The sequence below is a fragment of the Chryseobacterium luteum genome (genome assembly GCF_000737785.1).
GTDB lineage: Bacteria > Bacteroidota > Bacteroidia > Flavobacteriales > Weeksellaceae > Chryseobacterium > Chryseobacterium luteum.
Genome location: NZ_JPRO01000007.1, coordinates 285,663 through 302,395 on the forward strand (window position 1 = coordinate 285,663; position 16,733 = coordinate 302,395).

The following is a 16,733-nucleotide window of genomic DNA, read 5'->3' on the forward strand; positions in this document are numbered from 1 at the left end:
TTCTCATTCAATAATACTAGTTAAAACAAAAAAACCAATGATTGCTCATTGGTTTTATATATAAATAAGCATTAATCTTATTTTAAGTATTCTATTACATAGTCATATGTTCCGTTAGGGTAAACAATTGACATACTTGGAGAACCTGTAATTGCATTTCCCGCAGTAGTTGCAACTGTATAAGAATATAAGCTTCTATCATAAACAGTGTTTGTACCTGCTTTATAAATAGTAATACCATACAAAGTGGTCATCCCTGCTGGAGCGGGAATGTTTACTGCTGTAGAACTACCACTAGCTGTGAAAGACCCCTTCATAGCAAAAAGCTGCTTATCAACACCAGGGCTAACGTTTATTAGTGTATTTGTAGTTGTTTCAGAAGTACTGATAGTTAATTTAGGTGATGTTGAAATAGGTACCCATCGACCTGTGGAGGTTGCAAATGAGTTTGCAGTTCCACCTGTTGGGTTTGAGAAATAGTAGTATCCCGGAGTTACACTTGTAGTAATCCCTGAAATAGTATTCCCTGTACCGTTATTATAAACAATCATACCATCATATGCAGTTGGAAAGTTATCTTCATCAGTAACTGGAGTAGCAAATGTAAAAGTAGTTAGGTTAGTTCTAGGAAAAACAATTCCTTTTCCATCATTTGCACTATCATTAAATCCTCCACTACTACCTGATGCATCTAAGAAAGCACCTTGTCCCTGTATGTTTCCACTGGCAAAACCGTTGGTTCTAACCTGCGCATTTGTATATTGAAGCATTGCCAAAGTAGAGGCAAGAGCTAATAAAATTTTTTTATTCATAACTAATGTGTATAAAAATTAAAATTAATTACTGTGCTGAATATGATTGCCAGCTGGTACCATCATATACAAAACCAAGACCTCTACCGTTCGTGGTCATTGAATTAACAGAAGCTGCACTTGCTCCATTCACAGAAAGTGTTCCTCCTCCAACTTTAACGAGAGTAATACTTCTACCTTTAACTGCTGCACTTACAGGTATTGTAGACAGATCAGCATTTGTTGTAAGGAATACATAACCATCTAAGTCAGCAGCAGATAAGTCTGTTCCAGTTGCTGAAGTTCTAACAGGTGTAATAACTGCGGGAGTACTATTGCCACCTCCAAAAGGTTTCCATTCAGGAACGGTATTATCAAAATAGTAAAATCCTGCTCCGGTAATTTTTGCTTTTCTTGCACCAGAACCGGTTCCAGAAGTGATGTAAACAATAGCGCCATTCTGTGGAGCGCCATAAGTACCAGAAGTATCATCTTTATTAGATAATTCTGTTGCGGTCATACGAGGGACTAGTAAAGCATCAGGTCTTGCATTGTCAGTAGTATTTGCTACTACGTCAAGCGTTGCAGAAGGTGTAGTCGTGTTAATACCTACACGTCCCTGCTGAGCCTTGGAAACTGCCGAAAGGCCTACGAGCATTGTCGCTGTTAATAAAATTTTTTTCATAAGTTTTTAAAGATTTTAAATTACATTATTTTCCATCAATATTTCCAAAATGGGAGATGCATCCCAACTTGTGCTCATCATCGAAGCCACTAAATTCTGTAACTTATCAGAAAGGCAACTCATTGAAGCATTTGATTTTAAAACATTGCTTATTGCGCAAATTTAAGACATAATTTTCAAATTTATTCATTTTATATAAAAAAATTAAAACACTTTTATTCTATAAAATAATAATAAATTGAAAATCAATATATTATACAATTCAGCAACTATATTAATTGTGTTAAATTTTATTAATATTTTTGATTATCTGCGAATACGTAAAATTGTTGTAATTCAGTAAAAAACAAAGTATTACACAAGTTCTCCATAAAGATCAAACTCTTCTGCAGAAGTTATTTTTACTTCAGCAAATTCTCCTATAGAAATGTAGGTTTCATCGGCTGAAACCAGAACTGTATTATCTACATCAGGTGAATCATATTCTGTTCTTCCGATAAAATAGTTTCCTTCTTTTCTATCGAATATACATCTGAATATTTTCCCGATCTTCTCCTGGTTTTTCTCCCAGGAAATCTGTGACTGCAATTCCATAATCTCTTCTACTCTTGCTTCTTTTACTTCCTGCGGAACATCATCTTCCAATACATAAGCACCGGTATTTTCTTCATGAGAATAGGTAAAGCAACCCAGTCTGTCAAATTTCTGCTCTCTTACCCAATCTTTCAGTTCCTGGAATCTTTCTTCGGTTTCTCCGGGATAACCTACGATTAAAGTAGTTCTAACCGCCATATCCGGAACTTTTTCTCTGAAATTGGTTAATAAGGCATTGGTTTTTTCATGGGTGGTTCCACGTTTCATGGATTTCAACAGATCAGAATTGATATGCTGAAGAGGAATATCTATATAATTGCAGACTTTAGGTTCTTCACGGATGATATCAAGAACATCTTCAGGAAAACCGCTCGGGAAAGCATAATGAAGACGGATCCATTCTATACCGTCAACTTTCACCAGCTCTTTTAAAAGTTCTCCAAGTGCCCTTTTTTTATAGAGATCAAGACCATAATATGTAAGGTCCTGAGCAATAAGAATAATTTCTTTGGTTCCTTTTTTTGCCAGTTTCTGGGTTTCCAAAACCAGTTTTTCGATAGGTGTAGATAGGTGTCCTCCTCTCATTAAAGGAATGGCACAGAAAGAGCACGGCCTGTCACAGCCTTCTGAAATTTTAAGGTATGCATAATGTCTAGGGGTTGTTGTCAATCTCTCTCCTACTAGTTCATGCTTATAATCTGCACCCAGATGTTTCAAAAGGACAGGAAGATCTCTTGTTCCGAAATATTGATCTACATCCGGAATTTCTTTAATAAGATCCGGTTTGTATCGTTCGGAAAGACACCCTGTAACAAAAACTTTTTCGACTTCTCCTCTGTTTTTTGCTTCTACATAATCAAGGATTGTGTTGATGGACTCTTCTTTAGCATTATCAATAAATCCGCAAGTATTGATCACTACAATATCTCCACGGCCTTCATGAACCACTTCTTTTCCATTTGCTTTGAGCTGGCTCATTAATACTTCAGAATCATATACATTCTTGGAGCATCCCAGCGTAACCACATTGATTTTCTTCTTCCCTACAGATTTTGTGCGCATCGTTTTGATTTTGAGTGTGCAAAGATACGAAATAATAAAGAGTAAGAATCAAAAAATAAAAACCACTTTATGAATTTGATTTTCAATATTTAAAAGTTTTGTTCAGAGAATTTGGGTAGTATCTTATCTTTTTCAGAAAGTATGATTGCTTCGCCAGGAAGTTTCCAGTCAATATTCAAATACGGATCGTTCCATATAATACTTCCTTCGGATTCTTTATTGTAAAAGTTATCACATTTATAAGAAAAAACAGCTGTTTCGCTTAAAACCGAAAAACCATGTCCGAAACCACGTGGAACGTAAAGCTGAAATTTATTTTCCGGTGTAAGTTCAACTCCGAACCATTTTCCAAAAGTTGATGAATATTCTCTCAGATCAACTGCAACATCAAAAACTTTACCTTCCAGACAGGATACCAGCTTGGCCTGAGCATGCTCTCCTTTCTGCAAATGAAGTCCCCTGAGTACACCATACGAAGATTTTGAAATGTTGTCCTGTACAAAATGGCCATTCATTCCTGTTAATTCTTCAAACTTTTTTTCATTATATTTCTCAAAGAAGTATCCTCTATCATCTTCAAAAATTGTAGGTTCAATAATATAACAATCTTTTAAAGGTGTTTCTTTTATTTTCATCTTATGTTTCTATAAATTATATTTCTTTTTTAGTTTCCATTTTAGTCCCAGATATATTCCTCCAAGCGGAATAAATATAATCAAAATTATAACCCAAATTGGAAATTGCGAATAAATTAAAAATATATTGATTAATAACTGACAAACAGCATAAACTGAACTTATTACTAAATGTGAAATTTTTTTTTCGTTGGCAAAAAGCTGGTATAAGTGTCTCCTGTGAGCTTCAAAAATATTTTCTCTCAACAATATCCTTTCTGTAATCGTAAGCACTACTTCCATTCCATAAATTGAAAGCAATAGAATATACTTATATTCTCCCGTTCTCATAATAAGTAAAGTAATGAGCCCGATTACCCAGAAGCCAATTCCCATACTGCCAACATCACCGGCAAAACATTTTGCTTTTTTCCTAAAATTAAAAAAGAGAAAAACAAGGCATGCTAAAATTGGATATATGATGAAATTTTCATCTGTAAACCGGATAATATCTTTATTAATATATGCTAATGAACAAAGGGTTACAAAACTATAGATTCCTGTCATTCCATTAATTCCATCCATGAAATTATAAGCATTCAAAGTTCCTATTATCATAACGAATAAAATAGGCCAGGTCCAAAAAGGCGTTAGATTAAAAGCTCCTGTAAAATACAAAAGTAGAATTACCGAAATTAAGTGAACCGAAAGTCTTATTTTATTTGATAGAGTTTTGACATCATCAATAAAACTAATGGTACAAATAGCTAGAAGTCCCAATCCGAAAGACCAGTAATTATGTATAGTCTCAATAAGGTTAAACAGACAAAAGACAATAAATGCTACGGGAAATATAATTCCTCCTCCTCTTAAAGTTATTTTTGTATGAGCACTTCTGTGGTTGGGCTTATCGATAATGTTATATTTATCCGCTATTTTGAAATAGACCAATATTGAAATAAATAATATGATAATGACAAGAATATATTCCATTATTTTGCTTGAAAACTTTTTATTGTTTTTATTAATCCTTCTTCTGCCGAAACCGGAAGGCCAGTGATTTTTAAAGCACTTTTTATTTTTTTATTAGAGACCGCATAACTTTCAGTTAGCTTTTTTAATCTTTCTGAATTTAGAGGTAATTTTATTTTATCTCCCATCTTTGCAGTAAAGGAAATAATTCCAGCCGGAATATTCCACAATCTGCCCTTCTTCCCTGATGCCTTGCTTATAATTTCAACAAGCTGATTCGTAGAAATAAAATCATCATCGGCAAAATTATAAATTCCCGAGTCAATATTTTTATTTTTAAGAATTTGTAATATTAAAAAGTTAAGATTGTCAATACTTAAAAATGAACGGTGGTTTTGAAACGAAGCCAGAGGCCATGGAATTCCTTTCTCCACTATCTTATATAAAAGATTCAAATTCCCCTTATTTCCAGGACCATGAATCATACAGGGACGGATAATAAACAGTCTTTTACCTGATTGTAATTCTTTAGACAGTAGATATTGCTCTGCGTATAGTTTTGATTTTCCATAAGGTGTTTTTGGATCAGAAAAATGATCTTCATCCAGAATTCCTTCAACAGTATCTGCAGCAGCTTTTACACTACTAAAGTATATGAAATCTCTAATATCAGATAGCAAAAATTCATTAAAAAGCTTCTTCGTTAACTCTGTATTTATTTTAAAATACTCTTCATCTGCAGATGTATTTGCAGTATCATGAGCTTTTCCTGCAAGATGGATAATAGCATCTGAACTGTTTGGAAGTTTCCAATCATTTCTCAAAGACAATCTTGAGGGATTGCAATTACACTCGACTAAATAATTTGACAGGTTTTGTCCTACAAACCCAGAAACTCCTGTGATAACAATATTCATTTAATAACCTAAATTTTCATGTATTAAATCCCATATTTTAGTTTCTTCAAAATTTTGTCTTACAAAATTTCTTCCATTATACCCGTGAAGTTTTTTTATGTCGGGATTCTCAATATAAAATTCTATTTTTTGAATGATGTCCGAAGATTCATTTTTTATAAAAAGACCTGTTTTATACTCAATGATTGCCTCAGTACATCCAGTTGCTTTAGTAATTAGTACTGGCAAATTCATCGAAGAAGCTTCCAAGGAAACAGTTGGAAAACCTTCTCGGTAAGTAGGTAACACAAATATATCCATCAAATTAAAATATGGTGCTGCATTTAATACAAATCCAGTATGTATAATATGAGGATCATTTTCAATAATTTTTTTTGATTCTTCACTAATTGAATCTCTATCTTCGATCGGACCAACTAAAAGAAGTTTTAAATTCGCATACCTTACTTTTAAGATCTGCCAAGCTTCAATAAGCTCATTGATTCCCTTATCCTTAACCAATCTACCAACATAACCGATTACAAAATCTTTTTCATCAATTTTTATATCAGATCTCATACGATTAATTAATAATAAATCTTGTTTTTCAGGATTAAACTTATTTTCAGTGTCAATACCATTGCAAGTTCCCAAACCTAAAATAATGTTTTTAGAGGGTGCATTTAAACGATCAGCATTACTAAATTCCCTTACAGAATGGCTTACACAAACAACTTTAGTTGCCAGCGTTCCTGAAAGTCTGTCAATATTTTTAAGTAAAAGTCTTTTCAGCCCTGTACTTGTCTCATAAATAATACCATGTCTAAAGTACACCCTATTTTCACTTCGAGCAAAAAAAGCAGCAATCATAGCCACCATACCACCTTTTGGGGTATGCCCTACAACAGTTTTTATATTATTTTGACGTATAAATTTATGGATCTTATAAATTGCTATTAAATCTGTAAACGGGCTAATACTTCTTGTAACATTTACAGGAAATGGCACGTATCCTAAAGAATCTGACAGTTGAAAAAACTCTTCTGATGGTGTACATCCAAGAAAATATCGATTATTTGTTCTATTGTTAAGATATTTAAACTGTTTTCCAAAAAAATGATTAATTGTAAAAGATACAGTTATAATGTGAAGAACTTTATGATTATCCAAAATTTGTTCTATTAATAGTTTTTCTTATTAAGGGTTCGTTTTGTATTTTTATAATCTATCGTCGATATATTTTTAATGTTTAATTTAACATTTTTATTATCATTTTGTAGATCTACAAAACCATCTTTTAAACTTTTCCAATTTCCGTTTGTAACATTAATTGTTCCTGTAGGTTCATATTTACGTTTTACCTTACTTGTCAGAAATCCAAAAGGATAATTATAATCATCACTAAAATAATTATCTATATTAATATTAACATTTCTCCTATATTTTATATCATCCGTTGAAAAACCAAAAAGGACAATATACAACCCACCATTATTATTGTTAAATGTTATAACATTTTTAAGATTTACATTGTCAATAATATCTTTATGCCAACTGGGTTCTATATCAATACCAAACATTGGATTGGTTCCGTAGGTATTCGTAACTAGTAGGTTATTTAAAAAAATATTTTTTCCGGAAGTAACAGCAACTCCATTTCTTCTTGCAAAATCTACTCTCAAATCCCTAATATTGATTTCCTCACAATATCCTCCATCTTCAGAGCCAATAAAAAGTCCTTCTCCCCAAGTATTTTTTATATTTGCATTATAAACAGAAACTTTTTTAGAATTTCTTATTCCTATTCCTGCTCCCCACTCTCCCCTATTATCTATATGTTTTTTTCTGTCCCCAATAATATTGGGATTATACATAATAACATTTTCCACATTATAAATTCTTATAATGTCATACCAATCTTTAATACTTCCAATATCTTCTTTAGGTGAGTTATCTGGTTTTGCTAAAACTACAGATTGAGGTTGAAAATAAAGATTAGAGTTACTTCTCAAAAAAAGCCCTTTACTATTGACAAGTAATGGGAAATTAGGAAATTTGACATTACTTTTCTCATTTAAAACTTTTTGAATAATGTCTGTATAATCTACATCTCCATTTTTAGAATAATTTGCAGGCAAAGACTGTGTCAAATCATAATATACAATATTATAATCTTTTTTGCTATCGATTAGCATTCTGGATTTGTAAGTATCAAGTAATGATCTGGAAGGATCTTTATATGTGAAAGAAGGATCCTGACAGCTAAAAAAACTTGCTAATAAAATGTAACAAAAAATCAAATGTGTTTTTATTTTCATATTTTATGTTTAGTCAATAATTTTTTTTAAAATTCCCTCATAATTTTTAAGAGCCATACCAGTATCTGAATTCGAATTTCTCTTCGCAATATAATAATTATCCAGTCCGAATTTACTTATATAAAAAGCTAAAAAACTTTTTATATATGAAATCAAAATTATTTTCTTCTGTTTAATATTATTTTTTTTCAAATAACCATCTTTACTAAAAATTTTTCTTTGCTGTTTTAAACGAAAATTATATGTTTTAAACTTAAATTTCAGTGGATCTCTGTAAAAAAGTAAAGGCTCTTTTATTATTTGAAACACTGAAAATTCTCTACTTCTAAGCCATAAATCAAAATCTTCGGCTCCAATAAGTCCTTCATCATATTTATACTTTCGAAACCAAGTTGTTTTACCTGCTACTGTAGGGTGTATAAACGTGGATTTTTTCAAAGCTTCATCATATGATTGAGGAATATAAGCCGATCTGTATCCAATGATTTCATTATTATCTCCTATTATTACCGCTGAGGAACCAACAACATCTACATCTGGATTATTTTCCAGAAAGTTTATCTGTTTTTCTATACGATCTTTAAACATAATATCGTCGGCATCCATTCTTATAAAATACTTTCCTTTTGCTAAATCAATCTGCTGATTAAGCCGGAAAGATATTCCTTTATTCATCCCATCAATATATAATTTTATTCTTGGATCATTATACAAATTTACAATTTCTATAGATCTGTCTGTACTACCATCATCAGTAATAATTAATTCAAAATTTTGATATGTTTGATTCAAAATAGAATCTAATGTAAAACTTAAAAACTTTTCTGCGTTAAATAACGGAATTGCAATTGAAACTAAAATGTTCTCATTCATATTTTTAATTTATACTTACCAACCATTATAATCTGATCCAATTTTTAGGAATAAAATGCTCTACATTATTCTTTAAAAAATTAACATACCAATCTTCTGGTGCTATTACTATCTTGCTCTCATTTGAATTTAACCATGCAGCCCACCAACTGAAAGTACTGTTTGCTATAATTTGATTTTTACACATACTCATAAGCAACATATCTTCAATCGCAGTGTTTCCATCAACAAAACAAAACTCATCTCCTTTAAAATTTTCTCTTGCCCATTCCTTATCTTCAGTAAAAATAAAAAAGATAGGATTGTTCACTTTTTCTTTAATAAGCTTAATTGACCTATTATAATAATCAATGGTACATATTTGAAAGATTTTAGCATTGGCTTTTATGTTTATATAATCACCTCTTCTAATATGAATACTTACAGAGTTCGAACTCTTAATTTTTGAAATTAAATTTTCCAGTTTAATAGAAGATTTAGAATCAAGCTTAATTTTATCCTTTAACAATTTGAAAATATAATTTGGATACATTTCATTTTGCCAATAACCATCATAATAACAATGATTATTTATATGTAATTCCGGGCTATGAATATGTATATTTTGTACTCTATGTTTACGATTAAGAAAAGGAAGTTTTTGAATTAATTTACGTTCAATTGATTTTAAAGCCCCTTTGGATCTATAATATAAATTTTCATCAAAATTATCTTCAAAAAGAATTGGCAAATCAAACTTCTGAATATCAAGCTCTCTTTTAGTAAAATTTTTATTCTCTATTCTAGTTTGTGAAAAATATTTAACTTCCGTATTCAGTATTCCAGCAGCATATTGACCAAATGCATACTGAAAAAGTTGGTTACCTACCCCCCCCGATATTTTTACATAAATCATTATTTTCTGTATTTTATAATTTTTGAAGGTACTCCAGCATTTATAGAATTTAGTTCGGTATTTTTTGTTACTACAGCACCTGCCGCGATTATACTTCCTTTCTTTATAGTAACACCATCAGTAATCACAGAATTTGCACCTATCCAAACATCATCTTCAATTATAATACCATATTCACTTGAGCCTTGCTGGATCATAGGTATCTCAGTTTGTGAAAACATATGATTTCCTCCTGCAATCATACAATTGGGTGCAATCATTACATTTTCGCCTATTGAGACTATTCCATAGACCGCTGTTCCCGGATTAATTTGTGTATTATTACCTATATCTAATTTAATAGGCCATAAAGTAACAAAAGGGTTAATCTGTACTTTTTTTCCTAGCTTAATATTTTTATGATTTCTTATTGAACTTCTTAGTGATACATATGATAAAAAACCTATCTTTTTAAATAAAATGATATTAACCGGATACAGCAGAACATTCCTTAAAAGTCTTAGGAAAGTTAACATATACAAGATAGGATTATGAAGAATCTTATACAATTTTGAATTATTGTTTTGCATAAATATATTTTAGAATATCTAAATAATCTTTTTTCTTGGCCTTATTATTTGTCAAGATAAAGTAAAACAATTTGAGAGAATTTGAAAAAAGCTCGATGTTCTTATACCTACTTTGACTTTTTCTATTAAACTGTTTTTTGAAATAGTAAAAATAGCTATCAAACTCAGTTTTCATTTTGAAAAAAGTACTTGAAGATGCTCCCTGTAAATGGATGATTTTTGCTTCCGGAACAGACATCATTTTTAAACCTTTCTTTTTTATTCTAAGTTGTAATTCTCCATCTTCTACATACATAAAAAATGCGGGATCAAAACCATTTAGATTATTGAATAATTCTCTTTCAATAAAAAGATCCGCTCCAATTATTATGGAGACTTCTTTTGGTATACCTATAGAATTAAAGATTTCATTGTTCAATAAAAATGATAAATGAAGACGATAGGCTACTATTGAATATAAAGAGGGATAATACATAGAAAAAGAAAAATTAGGTTTCATATCTTCTGTAAATAAATTTCCTCCACAAGCACCTATTTCTTTCTTTACATCTTTTTCTTTATAATCAAATAACACTTTAATCGCATTATTAATGAGGATAGTATCACTATTTAAAAGAAATAAATACTTTCCTGTTGCATATGATGCTCCTAAATTATTTGCTTTTCCAAAACCTAAATTTTCTTTGCTGGATACAAAAAATACATCTGGGAAATTTTCTACCAACATTTTATGAGGACTATTTTCAGAATGATTGTCTACTACGATAATTTCGTATAGCAAGTTTTCTGTCTTAGAAATTATAGAAGCTATGCATTTTCTCAGCAGGTCTTCTGTATTATAATTGATAATAATAATTGATACTTCCATCATTTGTTTAAGGTTTAAAAATACCTATATAAAAAAAGTTTAAATAAAAATATGCGAAACTTATCACAATTACAATGATTCTACCTAACAATTTAGGCTTTAAAATGGAGAAAACTATAGGAATGAAAAGAATATCCGCTGCTGCAAATAAATCTGACATTCGTCCTGCATAAACAGGATTAAAAGACAATAATGCAAGTGTACAAATACTAAAAACATACAATTTAAACAGTAATATACTGTACTTATTCACACGTTCCAATTTATCTAAATGGTAAAGTGCAAAGTATGCTATTGCAATTCTCATCAGTTGCCATGCATTAAAAATGTTTAATTCAGTACCATCTATGAAATCATAAGCACTTACTTTTTTTTGCATAAAAAGAGGGAGATAGTCTTGAACCATTGCTAGTGTTCCAGATGATACGCTAGACACTATATAAGATATAGGAATCAGAAATGCGTAAACTTTTTTATTAACTTTTGTAGGATTTATAAACCAAAATAAGAGCACAAAAAAAGCGGAATAATGAAATAGAAACGCTACTAAAGCTAAAATTAAAAAGAGTTTCCAATTTCTATCGTGTAGAGGTTTCATACACAATAAAATTAACCCGCAGGCTACTCCAGCCCTAATTTGGGTCATATCCTGTAGTAAAAACAAATATGAAAAATATACTAGTAGTGATAATAAAGGAAATTCACTATATTTTTTTATAGCATAAACTTTAGTACCTACTCCCAGAATAGCATATATGAGGAGAAAATAATTAAAATCAAGTTTTAAAAATTGTTTTACAAAAAATAAAATTAAATTAAATGATGGTTCTTTTGATTCTGTTTCATATTGATCTAAAAACATAAAATAATATAAACCATAATCCCTATCAAAAAATGGAGGTCTTAAAGCAGCAATTAGAATTAGACTTACAGCCACAAAAAAAATCAAAAAGTTTCTTACCGGGAATGTTTTATATTCCAGAATACTGAATAAAGAAATAAAACTTAGAAAAAAATAAGAAATTATAATTACTTCAGCCATTCTTATTTTTTTTTATTATTTTTAAATCTTTCAATACCTCATACGGCCATTTCCACCCTTGATAAACTAATGTTACTATAAAAGGAATTAAAATCATTCCTAAAACGTTTTTTTCAAAAAAAATAAAATAGAGTAATAACCCTAGTACAATTGCCAGTCCCGAGAGCATGGAAGCTCTGAAAAAAGGGACGTAGTTTTTAGTTACAAGTATAGCTCCAGCCATAGATACATTTGTTTCTAATAATGAAGAAAATAAAAGCAATGCTATCAGTGAAGATAATATTAATTGAGTTTTACTATTTAAGATTTCTAAAATGCAAGGTCCCGTCACGATTATCATAAATCCACATGCGAAATAAGTAAAAAGAAGAAAAATAATGCCACGTTTATAAATTAACCTAATAAAATCGATATTATTTTTTACTCTAGAATCTACTATTTTAGGTATAAAAGTTAGTATGTATATACTACCTAATCCGGAAACAACACTTACCAGCTGTACTGTTATACCGTAAGAAGCTATATCATTCAAAGTTAAATAAAACGATCCAATAATAAGAGAAGACTTAGTTACCATAAATCCGCCTAATGAAGTTAAACCCATTTTCACAGCATTAGGAAAAATAGAGTTAAGTATATCTTTTTGAGGACTTGCTTTACATACCTGCAATTTTTTTGTTATTTCAGAATCGTAAAAACTGCGATAAGAAAAAAAACGTATTATCAAAACAGATAACAACTGAGCTGAAACAATAGCAATAAGCCCAAAATTCATCCAGATTAAAATTGCTGCACATACCAGATAACAAATTTGTCCAATGACATTAATCTGTTTTAATCTTTTTATCAAACCTCTTCCTTCCAAGAGGGAATCATAATAAAGGGTATATAAATTATAAGATGTTATAGCACATAAAATTGTCCAAGAAATATAAACTTCAGAATGAGATCCATTATATTTTTTAAGTAATGTAAAAATATAAAATGTTCCTAGTGTAGATAATAAAATTAAGCATATAACAGCCAGTCTAGCATAAAACCAACGCATTGCAATGATTAGACCCTTTAATAAAGGATAACTAATTTCGTTTTCTGATAAATTACTTTCAAAACCATTTGATTGTAATTTTTTTACTCCGCTAAAAACATAGGTAACGTTTCTGGCAAAAGATGGATTGAAACCAAAATCCAAAAGATAAGAAAATGCTGTAATAGAAATAAAGACGGTCCATATCCCTACAGTTTCTGCTGGCATTTTATTTAAAATAAGAGGTAGTAGCAAGGCAGAAGAAGCAATCTTAAAAAAGGTTGCTAAATAATTCCAAACAATATCACTTCTTCCGATATTCATTAAATCAAATTATTAATATACCAATTGTAGATCTCTTTTATTCCATTTTCAATTTCAATGTTATGCTTCCATCCCAAAGAATTCAACTTTGAGACATCCACCAGTTTTCTCATTGTCCCGTCAGGTTTAGAAGAATCAAAAAGAATATTGCCTACAAAACCAACTTCTTTCGCTATTAAATCAGACAAATTTTGAATGGTAATATCTTTACCCGTACCAATGTTAATATGAGTATTTCTAATTTCTCCTACACATTCTATAACATCATTAAAATTAATATTTTGCATTAAAAATACACATGCATCAGCCATATCCTCACTCCATAAAAACTCTCTCATAGGTTTACCGGTTCCCCATAGTTCAACTCTATCTTTATAAATCCCATATTTTGACAAAATACTTTCGATTTTCTCATTGTTATCAGAACCTGAAATCTCCTCAACTGGTCTTTTATTTAAATCTTTATGAACACTCTCCCAATCATCATTCATTAATGAATGTGCAAGATGAATTTTTCGAATCATAGCTGGCAAAACATGACTTTTCTCCAAATCAAAATTATCATTAGGACCATAAAGATTTGTAGGCATTACGGAAATAAAATTTGTTCCATACTGAATATTAAAGCTTTCACAAAGCTTAATACCCGCTATCTTTGCAATAGCATAAGGCTCATTAGTATACTCTAATATATCTGTGAGAAGCTCATTTTCACTGATAGGCTGATGGGCATTTTTGGGATAAATGCATGTACTTCCTAAGAAAAGAAGTTTTTTAATATCGTGCTTATAAGATTGATAGATTATATTTTGTTGAATTTGTAAATTTCTGTATATAAAATCGGCTCTATATTTATTATTAGCCATAATACCCCCAACATAAGCAGCAGCTAAGAAAACATATTCTGGTTTTTCTTCTTCAAAAAAAGCGGCTGTTGCTGCACCATCCATTAAATCAAGCTCGTTAGAAGTTTTCCCAACCAAATTTGAATAGCCAGTTTTAGAAAGTTTTTTCCAAATTGCTGAGCCAACCAAGCCTTTATGCCCTGCAATATATATTTTACTATTCTTTTCCATATTATCTTAACCCCTTTTTTACATATTCTAAATCATGTTTCACCATGATTTCTATAAGTTCATCAAATGATGTGCTTGTCGGATTCCATCCCAATATTGTTTTGGCTTTAGTAGGATCTCCCAAAAGTTGTTCAACTTCTGCAGGTCTGAAATATTTAGGATCTACTTCAACTAGAACTTTTCCTGAAGCATTATCTATACCTTTTTCATCAACTCCTGTCCCTTCCCAGCGTATTTCAATGTTTGCAACTTTAAAAGCTTTTGTGATAAATTCGCGTACTGTATGCATTTCCCCCGTTGCGATAACAAAATCTTCGGGTTTGTCATGCTGTAGCATGAGCCACATACATTCTACATAATCTTTAGCATAGCCCCAATCTCTTAGAGAGTCAAGATTTCCCATATAAAGCTTTTTCTGCAAGTCATGTACAATTCTAGCTACAGCAAGTGTTACTTTTCTTGTAACAAAATTTTCTCCTCTTCTTTCGCTTTCATGGTTAAAAAGGATTCCATTTACCGCAAACATACCATAGGACTCTCTATAGTTTTTTGTAATCCAAAAACCATATTGTTTAGCAACTCCATATGGACTTCTGGGGTAGAAAGGTGTGGTTTCTTTTTGGGGGACTTCTTGAACTAAACCAAATAATTCAGATGTAGAAGCTTGATATATTTTAGTTTTTTTTTCCATTCCTAAAATCCTTATAGCTTCTAAAAGCCTCAATGTTCCTACAGCATCTGTTTCAGCAGTATATTCTGGTACATCAAAACTAACTTTGACGTGGCTCTGAGCCGCCAAATTATAAATTTCGTCAGGTTGGGTAAGCTGTATAACTCTCATTAATGAGCTAGAATCTGTCATATCTCCATAATGCAAATTAATAGATCTGGATTGATGCATATCCTTTACCCATTCATCAAAATACAGATGTTCTATTCGATCAGTGTTAAAAGATGATGAACGACGTATAATGCCATGAACTTCATACCCTTTTTCAATCAAAAATTCAGCTAAAAAAGATCCGTCTTGTCCAGTAATTCCGGTGATTAACGCTATTTTCCCCATATGTGTGTTCTAAATTATATTTAATTTATTTTAAGCTTGTTTAGTTTAGATAACCTTTAGAGCTACGTTAAGCTCGGTTTTTTTTTCTCAAGATTTTCATATATATATTTAACATCTTGAGAGTTTTCTTTATTTAAGACCAGTATAGCATCTGGAGTATCAACAATTATGGAATTATCAAAGCCAATGAATTGAACAAATTTTTTTTCATCTCCTATATACATATTCCCATACTCATCTACTGGATGTCCATTCTTTACTAGATAATCATATAAAGAATCAAAAGTTCCCAAATCAGACCAAAAAAAATCAGATTTTACCATTTTTATTTTCTTACTTTTCTCCATCACAGCATAATCTATGCTTCTTGATGGTATAACATCCATTAACTCCGCAGATATCGAAGTACTATCAACCCTATTGTTCCAGGCATTTTTTGCCGTATCTAATATTTCAGGAGCATGAAAGAGCAGTTCATCAAGCATTGTTTGGGCTTTAAAACAAAACATCCCACTATTCCACATAAAATTTCCGCTTTTAACAAATTCTATAGCAGTCTCTCTATTTGGTTTTTCTCGAAATCTTAAAACATCATTACCTCTGTATTCGATATACCCGTATCCAGTTTCAGGCTTAATAGGCTTAATCCCAAATGTTGCAATGTATCCTTGCTTAGCTAATAAAATAGCCTCTTGAACAGCATTTTCATAAGATGGATCACAATCAATTATATGATCTGAAGGTGTTACCAACAAAATATCTTCCAGATTAGCAGCAAGACAAGCTAAAGCAACAGCAGCAGCAGTATTACGAGGAATAGGTTCTATAATTGATTGCACAGGTATATTTATATCTCTAAGCCATTCTTCTCCAATTTTAAAATGATCCGAATTTGATATAATTATTAAGCTATCAACAAAACTTTTGTTTCTATTAATTGTTAAACTAAACAAAGAATCACCTTGAAATATCTTAAGATATTGTTTAGGATTTCGTTTCCGCGAAAGCGGCCAAAGTCTTGAACCTATTCCACCACTTAAAATAACATTTATTATAGACAT

The 16,733-nt window shown here is 30.9% G+C and carries 17 protein-coding genes; all 17 read right to left on the bottom strand.

Annotated elements, in window-relative coordinates; all coding sequences use genetic code 11:
* Positions 1-77: 77 nt before the first annotated feature.
* The 17 genes from IX38_RS10655 to IX38_RS10735 all read right to left on the bottom strand — a co-directional run bounded on the left by IX38_RS10655 (position 78) and on the right by IX38_RS10735 (position 16,733).
* Entirely contained in the window at positions 78-812 is a 735-nt protein-coding gene (locus IX38_RS10655) for a hypothetical protein (protein WP_034704643.1), read from the bottom strand.
* Between the two features lie 28 nt (positions 813-840).
* A complete protein-coding gene (locus IX38_RS21935) occupies positions 841-1,476 on the bottom strand; it encodes a hypothetical protein (RefSeq protein WP_051884622.1) in 636 nt (211 codons plus the stop codon).
* Positions 1,477-1,830: 354 nt separating this feature from the next.
* Positions 1,831-3,132 (bottom strand): 30S ribosomal protein S12 methylthiotransferase RimO, encoded by a 1,302-nt coding sequence (gene rimO, locus IX38_RS10665; RefSeq protein ID WP_034704645.1) that lies wholly within the window; start codon positions 3,130-3,132, stop codon positions 1,831-1,833.
* Positions 3,133-3,221: 89 nt separating this feature from the next.
* Positions 3,222-3,767: a dTDP-4-dehydrorhamnose 3,5-epimerase gene (gene rfbC, locus IX38_RS10670; protein WP_034704649.1), complete on the bottom strand. Its 546-nt coding sequence runs from the start codon at positions 3,765-3,767 to the stop codon at positions 3,222-3,224.
* A gap of 9 nt (positions 3,768-3,776) precedes the next feature.
* Positions 3,777-4,739 (bottom strand): MraY family glycosyltransferase, encoded by a 963-nt coding sequence (locus tag IX38_RS10675; protein ID WP_034704651.1) that lies wholly within the window; start codon positions 4,737-4,739, stop codon positions 3,777-3,779.
* Positions 4,739-5,635 (bottom strand): NAD-dependent epimerase/dehydratase family protein, encoded by an 897-nt coding sequence (locus IX38_RS10680; protein ID WP_034704653.1) that lies wholly within the window; start codon positions 5,633-5,635, stop codon positions 4,739-4,741. Before IX38_RS10680 ends, IX38_RS10675 begins: the two co-directional genes overlap by 1 nt.
* Positions 5,636-6,784 carry a glycosyltransferase family 4 protein gene (locus IX38_RS10685; protein ID WP_051884623.1) on the bottom strand — a complete coding sequence of 383 codons (1,149 nt, stop codon included), beginning with the start codon at positions 6,782-6,784 and terminating at the stop codon, positions 5,636-5,638.
* Between the two features lie 11 nt (positions 6,785-6,795).
* Positions 6,796-7,932, bottom strand: coding sequence for a hypothetical protein (locus IX38_RS10690; RefSeq protein ID WP_034704658.1), 1,137 nt, complete (start codon positions 7,930-7,932; stop codon positions 6,796-6,798).
* A 9-nt stretch (positions 7,933-7,941) separates the two neighbouring features.
* The gene (locus tag IX38_RS10695) at positions 7,942-8,805 is read right to left on the bottom strand and encodes a glycosyltransferase (RefSeq protein WP_051884625.1); all 864 of its coding nucleotides are present in this window, start codon (positions 8,803-8,805) and stop codon (positions 7,942-7,944) included.
* 25 nt (positions 8,806-8,830) lie between these two features.
* Positions 8,831-9,700, bottom strand: a complete 870-nt coding sequence (locus tag IX38_RS10700) for an alpha-1,2-fucosyltransferase (RefSeq protein WP_034704660.1) — start codon at positions 9,698-9,700, stop codon at positions 8,831-8,833.
* Positions 9,700-10,269, bottom strand: coding sequence for an acyltransferase (locus IX38_RS10705; protein WP_051884628.1), 570 nt, complete (start codon positions 10,267-10,269; stop codon positions 9,700-9,702). Before IX38_RS10705 ends, IX38_RS10700 begins: the two co-directional genes overlap by 1 nt.
* Positions 10,256-11,140 (bottom strand): glycosyltransferase family 2 protein, encoded by an 885-nt coding sequence (locus IX38_RS10710; protein ID WP_051884629.1) that lies wholly within the window; start codon positions 11,138-11,140, stop codon positions 10,256-10,258. The genes IX38_RS10705 and IX38_RS10710 overlap by 14 nt, the downstream gene beginning before the upstream one ends.
* 4 nt (positions 11,141-11,144) lie before the next feature.
* Positions 11,145-12,179 (bottom strand): EpsG family protein, encoded by a 1,035-nt coding sequence (locus IX38_RS10715; protein WP_034704662.1) that lies wholly within the window; start codon positions 12,177-12,179, stop codon positions 11,145-11,147.
* Positions 12,172-13,530 carry an O-unit flippase-like protein gene (gene wzx / locus IX38_RS10720; protein ID WP_034704664.1) on the bottom strand — a complete coding sequence of 453 codons (1,359 nt, stop codon included), beginning with the start codon at positions 13,528-13,530 and terminating at the stop codon, positions 12,172-12,174. The genes IX38_RS10715 and wzx overlap by 8 nt, the downstream gene beginning before the upstream one ends.
* On the bottom strand, positions 13,530-14,606 hold the full coding sequence (locus IX38_RS10725; protein ID WP_034704666.1) for a GDP-L-fucose synthase family protein: 1,077 nt from the start codon (positions 14,604-14,606) through the stop codon (positions 13,530-13,532). The genes wzx and IX38_RS10725 overlap by 1 nt, the downstream gene beginning before the upstream one ends.
* 1 nt (position 14,607) lies before the next feature.
* Positions 14,608-15,672, bottom strand: a complete 1,065-nt coding sequence (gene gmd / locus IX38_RS10730) for a GDP-mannose 4,6-dehydratase (protein WP_034704668.1) — start codon at positions 15,670-15,672, stop codon at positions 14,608-14,610.
* 62 nt (positions 15,673-15,734) lie between these two features.
* Entirely contained in the window at positions 15,735-16,733 is a 999-nt protein-coding gene (locus IX38_RS10735; RefSeq protein ID WP_034704670.1) for a mannose-1-phosphate guanylyltransferase, read from the bottom strand.

What these genes read in the sequence shown, in the direction of transcription:
- IX38_RS10735 (WP_034704670.1), bottom strand. Translation starts at nt 16,733, where the DNA reads ATGTCTATAATAAATGTTATTTTAAGTGGTGGAATAGGTTCAAGACTT.
- IX38_RS10700 (WP_034704660.1), bottom strand. Translation starts at nt 9,700, where the DNA reads ATGATTTATGTAAAAATATCGGGGGGGGTAGGTAACCAACTTTTTCAG.
- IX38_RS10725 (WP_034704666.1), bottom strand. Translation starts at nt 14,606, where the DNA reads ATGGAAAAGAATAGTAAAATATATATTGCAGGGCATAAAGGCTTGGTT.
- gmd (WP_034704668.1), bottom strand. Translation starts at nt 15,672, where the DNA reads ATGGGGAAAATAGCGTTAATCACCGGAATTACTGGACAAGACGGATCT.
- IX38_RS21935 (WP_051884622.1), bottom strand. Translation starts at nt 1,476, where the DNA reads ATGAAAAAAATTTTATTAACAGCGACAATGCTCGTAGGCCTTTCGGCA.
- wzx (WP_034704664.1), bottom strand. Translation starts at nt 13,530, where the DNA reads ATGAATATCGGAAGAAGTGATATTGTTTGGAATTATTTAGCAACCTTT.
- IX38_RS10680 (WP_034704653.1), bottom strand. Translation starts at nt 5,635, where the DNA reads ATGAATATTGTTATCACAGGAGTTTCTGGGTTTGTAGGACAAAACCTG.
- IX38_RS10695 (WP_051884625.1), bottom strand. Translation starts at nt 8,805, where the DNA reads ATGAATGAGAACATTTTAGTTTCAATTGCAATTCCGTTATTTAACGCA.
- IX38_RS10690 (WP_034704658.1), bottom strand. Translation starts at nt 7,932, where the DNA reads ATGAAAATAAAAACACATTTGATTTTTTGTTACATTTTATTAGCAAGT.
- IX38_RS10710 (WP_051884629.1), bottom strand. Translation starts at nt 11,140, where the DNA reads ATGATGGAAGTATCAATTATTATTATCAATTATAATACAGAAGACCTG.
- IX38_RS10675 (WP_034704651.1), bottom strand. Translation starts at nt 4,739, where the DNA reads ATGGAATATATTCTTGTCATTATCATATTATTTATTTCAATATTGGTC.
- rfbC (WP_034704649.1), bottom strand. Translation starts at nt 3,767, where the DNA reads ATGAAAATAAAAGAAACACCTTTAAAAGATTGTTATATTATTGAACCT.
- IX38_RS10655 (WP_034704643.1), bottom strand. Translation starts at nt 812, where the DNA reads ATGAATAAAAAAATTTTATTAGCTCTTGCCTCTACTTTGGCAATGCTT.
- IX38_RS10705 (WP_051884628.1), bottom strand. Translation starts at nt 10,269, where the DNA reads ATGCAAAACAATAATTCAAAATTGTATAAGATTCTTCATAATCCTATC.
- IX38_RS10715 (WP_034704662.1), bottom strand. Translation starts at nt 12,179, where the DNA reads ATGGCTGAAGTAATTATAATTTCTTATTTTTTTCTAAGTTTTATTTCT.
- rimO (WP_034704645.1), bottom strand. Translation starts at nt 3,132, where the DNA reads ATGCGCACAAAATCTGTAGGGAAGAAGAAAATCAATGTGGTTACGCTG.